This is a genomic window from Brevibacterium sediminis (genome assembly GCF_024895295.1).
Lineage (GTDB): Bacteria > Actinomycetota > Actinomycetes > Actinomycetales > Brevibacteriaceae > Brevibacterium > Brevibacterium sediminis.
In genome coordinates this window covers 946,615-953,716 of record NZ_JAHQRN010000001.1, presented here as the reverse complement: position 1 = coordinate 953,716, position 7,102 = coordinate 946,615, and the positions used below count along the sequence as shown (strand labels likewise).

The 7,102-nt window shown below is 66.5% G+C and carries 8 protein-coding genes; 5 read left to right on the top strand and 3 right to left on the bottom strand.

Going from position 1 to position 7,102, the window contains the following annotated elements:
- Nucleotides 1-2 precede the first annotated feature (2 nt).
- Nucleotides 3-458, bottom strand: coding sequence for a DUF3093 domain-containing protein (locus KTJ89_RS04385; RefSeq protein ID WP_101546972.1), 456 nt, complete (start codon nt 456-458; stop codon nt 3-5).
- Between the two features lie 64 nt (nt 459-522).
- On the opposite strand from KTJ89_RS04385, the gene dut reads away from it, so the two are divergent.
- From dut to KTJ89_RS04370, 3 genes are read left to right on the top strand one after another with little or no spacing between them, the layout of a single operon-like run.
- A complete protein-coding gene (gene dut / locus KTJ89_RS04380) occupies nt 523-996 on the top strand; it encodes a dUTP diphosphatase (RefSeq protein WP_229664113.1) in 474 nt (157 codons plus the stop codon).
- A 6-nt stretch (nt 997-1,002) separates the two neighbouring features.
- The gene (locus KTJ89_RS04375) at nt 1,003-1,851 is read left to right on the top strand and encodes a DUF3710 domain-containing protein (RefSeq protein ID WP_259356860.1); all 849 of its coding nucleotides are present in this window, start codon (nt 1,003-1,005) and stop codon (nt 1,849-1,851) included.
- Nucleotides 1,852-1,857: 6 nt separating this feature from the next.
- A complete protein-coding gene (locus KTJ89_RS04370; RefSeq protein WP_259356859.1) occupies nt 1,858-2,235 on the top strand; it encodes an OB-fold nucleic acid binding domain-containing protein in 378 nt (125 codons plus the stop codon).
- Between the two features lie 65 nt (nt 2,236-2,300).
- Here the strand turns inward: KTJ89_RS04370 and KTJ89_RS04365 are convergent, their stop codons facing one another.
- Both KTJ89_RS04365 and KTJ89_RS04360 read right to left on the bottom strand, forming a co-directional pair.
- Complete coding sequence (locus KTJ89_RS04365) at nt 2,301-2,987, bottom strand: potassium channel family protein (protein WP_259356858.1); 687 nt, start codon at nt 2,985-2,987, stop codon at nt 2,301-2,303.
- Nucleotides 2,984-3,658, bottom strand: a complete 675-nt coding sequence (locus tag KTJ89_RS04360) for a potassium channel family protein (protein WP_101546977.1) — start codon at nt 3,656-3,658, stop codon at nt 2,984-2,986. The genes KTJ89_RS04365 and KTJ89_RS04360 overlap by 4 nt, the downstream gene beginning before the upstream one ends.
- 136 nt (nt 3,659-3,794) lie before the next feature.
- Here KTJ89_RS04360 and KTJ89_RS04355 point away from each other — a divergent pair, with 136 nt between their 5' ends.
- Together KTJ89_RS04355 and KTJ89_RS04350 are read left to right on the top strand one after the other, a co-directional pair.
- On the top strand, nt 3,795-5,705 hold the full coding sequence (locus KTJ89_RS04355) for an APC family permease (protein WP_259356876.1): 1,911 nt from the start codon (nt 3,795-3,797) through the stop codon (nt 5,703-5,705).
- A gap of 7 nt (nt 5,706-5,712) precedes the next feature.
- A complete protein-coding gene (locus KTJ89_RS04350) occupies nt 5,713-7,098 on the top strand; it encodes a class I SAM-dependent RNA methyltransferase (protein WP_259356857.1) in 1,386 nt (461 codons plus the stop codon).
- The last annotated feature ends 4 nt before the right edge of the window (nt 7,099-7,102 follow it).

The following is a 7,102-nucleotide window of genomic DNA, read 5'->3' as shown; positions in this document are numbered from 1 at the left end:
AATCAGGGGGTGAGGGCGGCGGCTAGTTTGTGGGGGTGACGGCTCGAGACGAGCCAGTACGGGGTCGGATCCGTCTCATCGTCGAGATCGATGCGGACGACAGACTTCGCCCACGGCCGGATCTTGAGGAAGGCGCGGGCGTCGAGATCGACACCGCGCGCCTGCCGGGCCTCCTCGCCGTCGAAGGCGACCGCACCCGGAACGAACGTGCGGTCGATATGAGCTTCGCCGACGAACAGCTGTCGTTCGGTGACGATGATCGTCAGCGTCAGCGAGTTCAGCCACCAGGCGAAGAGGACGAAGCTGACGACGGGAAGGATGATGGTGCCGAGCTGCCAGACGGGCATGACCATGAGTGCCGTGGACAGAGCGGCCACCACGACGAGGATCCACATGCCGACCGAGGGGCGGACCTTCTCCTGATAGACCACGTGGGTTCCGGATTGAGTTGTTGCCATGCGGCCATTGTCCCATAGCGAGAAGTTTGGCCACGCTCAGGCTGGAGCGTTAGAGTGCATCTTTGTGACGGAAACCGTGAAGATCAACCTCCAGCTCCTCGACGCGGGCATGAGCGCGCCCGGCTACGCGCATGCGAGCGACGCCGGTGCAGACCTGCATTCGGCGATCGACTTCGTGCTCGAACCGTTCGAGCGCCGTGTCGTTCCGACCGGAATCGCGATCGCCCTGCCAGAGGGCTATGCGGCCTTCGTGCATCCGCGTTCGGGCCTGTCGAGCAAGCACGGAGTCACGGTCGTCAATGCGCCGGGCACCATCGACGCCGGCTATCGCGGCGAGATCAAGGTGCCGCTGATCAACCTCGACGCGAAGACCCCGCTGCGCGTCGTGCGCGGCGACCGCATCGCCCAACTCGTGATCCAGAGGATCGCTCACGCCGACTTCGACATCGTCGAATCCCTCGAAGACAGCGCCCGCGGCGCCGGGGGATTCGGATCCACCGGCGGAATCGTCGCCGGCCTCAGCGAAAAGGAGAAGTGAGGACTTATGGGACTGTTCTCCCGGTTCAAGAAATCCACACCGACCGATGACGACGTCCGCGCCGACGACGAACTCACCGACGACGATGAGCTCGACGCTCAGGACGCCGACACCGAGGCGGCCGATTGTGCAGACGACGACGCCGCTGACGGCGAGGCAGAGTCCGCCGCCGAAGCGGCCGAGTCCGACGACGATATCGACGAGGAAGAAGCGCGGCTGGAGAAGTCCGCACCCTTCGACCGATCCGAGAAGGGCCCCTTCGACATCTCCGAGGAGTATCCGGAGCATGACCGCCTCGACCTCGGCGCACTCAAGGTGCCCGTCGTCGACGGCATGCAGGTGCGCCTGGACACGGACGACGATTCTCAGCGCGTGCTGGCCGTCACCCTCATCCACGACGGTGGAGGCATCCAGCTGCAGGCGTTCGCGACGCCACGCTCCGAAGGCCTGTGGAACACGGTGCGCGGTCAGCTCGCCGAATCCGTGACCAAACAGGGTGGGGAATCGACCGAGCTGCACACCTCTCTCGGCAAGGAGCTGGCCATCGAGGTTCCGGCGAAGACGGAATCCGGTCGCCCCGGCAAACGCGCCATGCGCTTCGCCGGCATCGACGGACCACGCTGGTTCGTCCGCGCCGTGTTCTCCGGCAAGGCCGTGACCGATGACGAGGTGCGTGCCGAACTCTCCGCACTCTTCCGCGGAGTCGTCGTCGATCGCGGTGAGGAGGCGATGGCTCCCCGCGAGCTCATCACACTGACCGCACCGCAGGTCGACCAGGACGAGGCGGAGGAGAAGAAGGACGAGGACGAACTCAACCCCTTCGAACGCGGCCCCGAGATCACAGAGGTCCGCTGAGCGCTGATGCGGAACCTCATCCCTCGCCTCGTGCGCGACTTCGGATCCCGTGAGGCCGAGGCCCGGGCCGATCTGCGACTGGTCAGCCAGATCCCCGGGGTCATTCCGGTCGAAGAGCTGGAGGCGCGAAAGACCTCACGCATCGCCGGAGTCGTTTCAGCGACCACTCAGTCGTGCAGCGCCGACAGCCCCAGGCTCGACATCACCGTCGCCGACGGCACCGGCGAAGCCCGAGCCCAGTTCCTCGGACGCCGGGAGATCAGCGGCATCCGTCCCGGGTCCCTCATCGTCTTAGAAGGACGGTTCTGCGGCAAGGACGGAGTGCTCACCGCACACAATCCCGTCTACGAACTCCTGCAGACCCGCGACGACTCCGAAGACTGACCGTCCCGAGGGGCCGGGCGGCGGTCGGCCGCAGAACTGACGATCTCGGCCGCAGACGACCGGGCTCAGCTCTCTGCGTTCTCGTCGGCCTTCGCAGTCTCCTGCAGCAGCGCTAGCAGCGCCGGCTCCTGATCGGGGGAGGAGAGGAAGAACAGTTCGTCTCCGGCCTCGATGACATCATCGGCGCTCGGAGCGAACGCCCGCGAATTGCGGATGATCGCCACCAGCACCGTATCGAGCGGGAAGGTGATCCCACCGACGCGCTCGGCCACGAGTTCGGCGTTCTCGTGCACGGTGAACTCGAGCAGTCCCGCCTGCCCGCGTTCGAAGCTCATGAGGTGGACCAGTCCGCCGACTTCCACGGCCTCCTCGACGAGCGCGGTCATCAGGCGCGGAGTCGAGACGGCGACATCGACGCCCCAGTTGTCGTCGAAGAGCCATTCGTTCTTCGGATTGTTCACCCGCGAGACCGTCCGCGGCACCCCGAACTCGGTCTTCGCCAACAGGGAGAGCACCAGATTGGTCTTGTCATCTCCCGTCGCGGCCACGACGACATCGGCCTCCTCCAGCCCCGCCTCGGCGAGACCGGCGAGCTCGCAGGCATCGGAGAGCAGCCATTCGGCACCCGGAATGCGCTCATGGCCCAGCGCCTCCTTGCTCTGGTCGATGAGCAGGACCGAATGGTCCTTGTCCAGCAGCTCCCTGGCCACCGAACGTCCGACGGAGCCGGCTCCGGCGATGATGACCCTCATTCTTCTTCCTCCACGGTTCGCACGGGCTGATCGAGGATCCGTTCGATCTCGCCGAGGCGGTCGACCGGAGCCATGAGATGGACGAGGTCGCCGTCCTGGAGGAGCAGATCGTCGTGGGCGACGATGCCCTCGGACAGGCGGGTGACATAGGCGACCCGAGCCTTGGTCCGTGTTTCGATCTCCTTGATCGGACGGGCCACCCAGCCAGGATCCAGATGCACCTCCGCCAGGACGAGGTTGCCGGAGGGCTCACGGTATTCGGTGATCGACCCCTGCGGGACGAGCTTGCGCATCACCTGCTCGGCCGTCCACCGCACGGTGGGCACCGTGGGGATGCCGAGACGTTCGAAGACCTGCGCACGGTCAGGATCGTAGATGCGGGCGGCGACATTGCTCACCCCGAAGGTCTCACGAGCGACACGCGCGGCGAGGATATTCGAATTGTCACCACTGGAGACGGCGGCGAAGGCGAAGGCCTCGGCGGTCTTCGCCTGGGACAGAGTCTCGCGGTCGAAACCGACGCCGGTGATCGTCGAACCGCTGAAATCCCGACCGAGCTTGAGGAATGCGTCGGGGTCTCGATCGACGACTGCGACGGAGTGCCCATTCGCATCAAGGGCTTTGGCCAGGGAGGCCCCGACTCGACCGCAGCCCATAATCACGAAGTGCATGGGTAATCCTTCCCGCAGTGATCTACCATTGGTTGCCGTGGCCAGCAGTTTTTCTGATGCCGTCAAAAGACTACTCGTTGGACGGCCCTTCCGCAGTGAGGACAGGCGTGCGCCTGCGCTGAAGAAGCGCATCGCGATGCCCGTCTTCGCCTCCGACATGCTCTCCTCGGTGGCCTACGCCCCCGATGAGATCCTGCTGGCACTGTCGCTGACGTCACTCGTGGCCCTGACCGTCGCCCCCTGGATCGGTGTGGCCGTCGGCATCGTCATCCTCGTGATCGTCGCCTGCTACCGCATCAACGTCAAGGCGTACCCCTCCGGCGGCGGTGACTACGAGGTGGCCTCGAAGAACCTCGGCTCCGGTGCGGGGCTCGTCGTCGCCGCGGCCCTCCTCGTCGACTATGTGCTCACCCTGGCCGTGTCGATGACGGTCTTCGCCGCCTACATCACCACGGCGTTCCCGATGCTCGCGCCCTACCGTGTGCCCGTGGCCATCGTCGGCATCCTGCTCATCTGCTTCGCCGGTCTGCGCGGTTCCCGGGCCACTCCGATGCTGCTGGCCGTGCCGACCTACCTGTTCCTCGGTGCCGTGTTCCTCACGATGTCGGTCGGTCTCATCCGCGTCGGGCTCGGTGACACCCCGCACGCCCAGACCGCCGACTATACGGTCGTGCACAGCAACATCGGCGATCAGGCGACGCTCGGTCTGGCCACCGTCCTCATCGTCCTGCGCGCGTTCTCGTCCGGTGCCGTCGCACTGGCCGGCGTGCAGACCGTGGCCACGGCGGTTCCGGCGTTTAAGAAACCGCGCGGCAAGAACGCCGGCAACACCCTGCTGCTGTCGGGACTGCTCGCCGCCCTCATGCTCACGGGGCTGACCTATCTGGCGTCGGTCACCGGAATCAAATACGTCGACGACCCGCATCTCTATCTCGTCCGCGGCGACGGCAGCCCGGTCAGCGCCGAATACGAACAGGAACCCGTCCTCGCGCAGCTGGCGCACGCGATCTTCGACAATGCGCCGGTGATGTTCTTCATCGTCGTCCTCATCACTGCGCTCGTGCTCATCGCCGCGGCGAACACTGCGGTCGAGGGCTTCCCCGGACTGGCCTCTCGGCTGGCCCGCGACGAATTCCTGCCAAGGCAGCTGGCGACGAAGGGCGATCGACTCACCTTCTCCAACGGCATCCTGCTGCTGGCCGCAGCGGCGATCGTCCTCGTCGTTGCCACCTCCGCCTCGGCGACGGTGCTCATCCAGCTCTACCTCGTCGGGGTCTTCGCCAGCTTCGTCCTCGGCCAAGCGGGAATGGTCCTGCACTGGCGCAAACGGCTGCGCCTGGTCATCGATTCGAAGACCCGGATGCGGATGCACTTCAACCAGGTCGTCAACACCGTCGGCTGCGTGCTCGCCGCCGGCGTCCTCATCGTCGTCATCGTCTCGAAGTTCCTCGCCGGCGCCTGGCTGGCGGTCGCCGCCATGGCCGGGCTCTACCTCGTCATGGGCGCCATCCACCGCCACTATTCGCGCGTGGCCCGCGAGCTCGCCCCCGACGCGGACGTGAACTCACGGACGATCCCGTCGAACACCCACGCCATCGTCGTTGTCAGCGAAATCGACAAACCGACGATGCGGGCCCTCTCCTACGCCCGGGTGACCCGGTCGAGTCAGCTCGAAGCCGTCACCGTGGCCGTGGACGAAGAGGCCGCGGCCGGTCTGCAGAAACGATGGAACGAGATGGAGCTGCCGGTGCCGCTGACCGTGCTCGGCTCGCCGTACCGCGAACTCGTCCGTCCGATGCTCGCCCACATTCTCGCCATCCGCCGCAGGTCGCCCAGGGACCTCGTCATCGTCTACATCCCGCAGTTCGTCGTCGGTCGCTGGTGGGAGCACATCCTGCACAACCAGGTGGCTCTCAAACTGCGCACCCGACTGCTGCTGGTGCCCAACGTCGTCGTGGTCTCCGTGCCCTGGCGACTGAAATCCTTCTCTCGACAGTACGGCGGAGACGGACCCGATTCCGACACCTCGCTGTACAGACAGGCTTAGAACACGCATGAGCGACACTTCGGTTCCCGCCCAGGAACTCACCCTCGACGTCGAGGCACCGGCGGCCGGCGGCACCTCCATCGCCCGACACGACGGTCAGGTCGTCTTCGTCTCCGGGGCCCTGCCCGGAGAGAAGGTCCGAGTCCGCACCGAGGCAGGAACGCCTGCCCGGTTCCTCCGCGCCGCCGTCACCGAGGTGATCGAGGCCTCGGCTCACCGCGTCCCCGATCGTCGCCTCGACTATGTCCCCGGTGGTTCGACCGACGGTTCCGGTGCGGGATCCGCTGCGGGCCCCGATGCTGGGGCCGTGCCGGATTCGGCCGGGTTCGGCGGAATGGAATTCGCCCACGTCGACCTCGCCCATTCCCGCACGCTCAAGGCCGAGGTGCTGAATGACCAGCTTCAGCGCATCGGACATATCGACTGCGCCGCCGAGGTGCTTCCCGCGCCGGGCGAGACCGACGGCACGGACTGGCGCACCCGTGTGCAGCTGGCTGTCGACGATGAGGGCCGTGCCGGAATGCTCGCCCCCAGATCACATGCGGTCATCCCTGTGACCACGCCCCCTCTGGCCGCCGGGCCCTTGCACGACCTCGACATGACGACACTGCATGTGCCGGGAGTCCGCCGACTCGAATTCGCGTGGTCCGGCGACCATGGCGCGCTCATCGTCCGTGGTCGGCCCACTGCGCAGGTCCTCGATGAGATCGAGTCCTGGCTGCCGACGTCGTTCTCCCTCCTCGCCGAGGCGACCGGACCGGAGCAGAGTCGTGGTCGTGGTCGCGGGGGTCGTCCCCGCGGTCGCGGTCGTTCCCATGCGCCCGCTCCCGCCCTGCGCGTGATCCGTGGAGACCGCACCCTGACCGAAACGGTCGACGGTCGTGACTTCACCGTCGGCGCCGACGGCTTCTGGCAGGTGCACCGGGATGCGGCCGCTCTGCTCAGCTCGGAGGTCGTCACAGCCCTGCCTGCCGACGTCGGGGCGATCACCGACCTCTACTGCGGGGTCGGACTCCTGGGCATCACTGCCGCCCGGGCCACCGGAGCACCTCTGTTCGGGGTCGAAGGGGTGGAGACAGCCATTGCTCATGCTCGAGACAATGCCGCCGATCTCGAGTCCCGATTCCTCGCTCTCAGCGTGGATCGGGCCCGACTGCCCGAATCGGACGTCATCATCCTCGACCCGCCACGGGCGGGCGCCGGGAGGAAAGCCACCTCGGCGATCATCGAATCAGCGGCACGCACCCTGGTCTACGTGTCCTGTGACCCGGCCACGTTGGCCAGGGACCTCGCGGCTCTCACGGACGGGGGATTCGCGATCGAGAGCCTCACCGGCTTCGACCTCTTCCCGCTGACCTCGCACCTGGAGACGGTCACCGTGCTCCGGCGGTGACCGA

What these genes read in the sequence shown, in the direction of transcription:
- KTJ89_RS04370 (WP_259356859.1), top strand. Translation starts at nt 1,858, where the DNA reads ATGCGGAACCTCATCCCTCGCCTCGTGCGCGACTTCGGATCCCGTGAG.
- KTJ89_RS04385 (WP_101546972.1), bottom strand. Translation starts at nt 458, where the DNA reads ATGGCAACAACTCAATCCGGAACCCACGTGGTCTATCAGGAGAAGGTC.
- KTJ89_RS04360 (WP_101546977.1), bottom strand. Translation starts at nt 3,658, where the DNA reads ATGCACTTCGTGATTATGGGCTGCGGTCGAGTCGGGGCCTCCCTGGCC.
- KTJ89_RS04365 (WP_259356858.1), bottom strand. Translation starts at nt 2,987, where the DNA reads ATGAGGGTCATCATCGCCGGAGCCGGCTCCGTCGGACGTTCGGTGGCC.
- KTJ89_RS04350 (WP_259356857.1), top strand. Translation starts at nt 5,713, where the DNA reads ATGAGCGACACTTCGGTTCCCGCCCAGGAACTCACCCTCGACGTCGAG.
- KTJ89_RS04375 (WP_259356860.1), top strand. Translation starts at nt 1,003, where the DNA reads ATGGGACTGTTCTCCCGGTTCAAGAAATCCACACCGACCGATGACGAC.
- KTJ89_RS04355 (WP_259356876.1), top strand. Translation starts at nt 3,795, where the DNA reads ATGCCCGTCTTCGCCTCCGACATGCTCTCCTCGGTGGCCTACGCCCCC.